General features: G+C 62.9%; 1 protein-coding gene and 1 other annotated feature. The gene reads right to left on the bottom strand.

From position 1 onward, the window contains the following. Nucleotides 1–39: 39 nt before the first annotated feature. Nucleotides 40–1,268, bottom strand: a protein-coding gene (locus NYR54_RS19090) for an IS3 family transposase (RefSeq protein WP_261517282.1) whose coding sequence is annotated in 2 segments (ribosomal slippage) — nt 40–980 and nt 980–1,268 — 1,230 coding nt in all. Because the reading frame shifts where the segments join, the coding sequence is not laid out codon by codon here. Beyond that, nucleotides 871–987: a sequence feature (AL1L pseudoknot), on the bottom strand. Its footprint overlaps the gene before it by 117 nt. Nucleotides 1,269–1,306: the final 38 nt, after the last annotated feature.

Raw genomic sequence — 1,306 nt, 5'->3', positions numbered from 1 at the left:
TGAACCGCGCCGGGTTTGCCGGAGGCTGATTTGGTTTAGTTACGCGGCCATGGCTTCAGTTTCCAGAGCCGCGTAGAAGTTTGCCTCGGCTTCGGCGGGCGGGATGTTCCCGATCGGCTCGAGCAGGCGGCGGTTGTTGAACCAGTCCACCCATTCGAGGGTTGCGTATTCCACGGCCTCGAAGCTGCGCCAGGGCCCCCGACGGTGGATGACCTCGGCCTTGAAGAGCCCGTTGATCGTCTCGGCCAGCGCGTTGTCGTAGCTGTCACCGACGCTGCCAACCGAAGGCTCGATGCCCGCCTCGGCCAGCCGTTCAGTGTATTTGATCGACAGATACTGGCTGCCGCGGTCGCTGTGGTGAACCAGCCCCATGCCCTTGACCGGGCGGCGGTCATGGACCGCCTGTTCGAGGGCATCAAGGACGAACCCGGCATACGCCGAGGTGCTGACCCGCCAGCCGACAATCTTGCGGGCATAAGCGTCGATGACGAAAGCGACATAAACAAACCCCTTCCAGGTGGCAACATAGGTGAAATCGCTGACCCACAGCATGTTCGGCGCAGGCACGCGGAACTGGCGGTTCACCTTGTCCAGCGGGCATGGCTGCTTCTTGTCAGGGATCGTCGTCTTGTGCGGCTTGCCCCGGATAATGCCTTGAATGCCCATGTCCTTCATCAGCCGTGCCACCGTGCAGCGAGCGATATCGAAGCCCTCGCGGCGCAGCTGGTGCCAGACCTTGCGCAGGCCGTAGACGCTCCAGTTGTCCTCGAAAACACGCCGTATCTCGGGGCGCAGCGCCTCGTCCCGTTTGGCACGATCCGACAACCGCGCCGGGTCGGCACGTTTGGCCAGATGGTCATAATAGGTGGCAGGGGCGATCGGCAGAACGTCGCAGATCGGCTCGACCCCGTGCGCATCCCGATGCGCGTCGATGAAACCCACCATCACTTCGGTCGGCGGTCGAGCTCCGCCATCGCAAAATACGCCGACGCCTTGCGGAGAATCTCGTTCGCCTGGCGCAGTTCGCGATTCTCCCGTTCAAGGGCCTTCATCTTCTCGGCCATCTCGGTCGGGATGCCGGCGCGCTTGCCGCTGTCGACTTCGGCCTTCTTGACCCAGTCGTTCAGCGTCTGCGGGGTGCAGCCGATCTTCGCCGCAATCGACATGACCGCCTGCCAGCGCGACGCGTGTTGACCCTCGTTGTCGAGAACCAGCCGCACCGCGCGCTCGCGCACTTCAGGGGAAAACTTGTTCGTCGTCTTGCTCATGATGCTCCATCCTACTCAGGAGTTGGAGCCTCCGGCAA

It is taken from the genome of Chelativorans petroleitrophicus, from assembly GCF_025398195.1.
In the GTDB taxonomy this organism is placed as follows: Bacteria; Pseudomonadota; Alphaproteobacteria; order Rhizobiales; family Rhizobiaceae; genus Chelativorans; species Chelativorans petroleitrophicus.
Note: the sequence above shows the minus strand (reverse complement) of the source record. Positions and strands in the feature narration are given on the sequence as shown.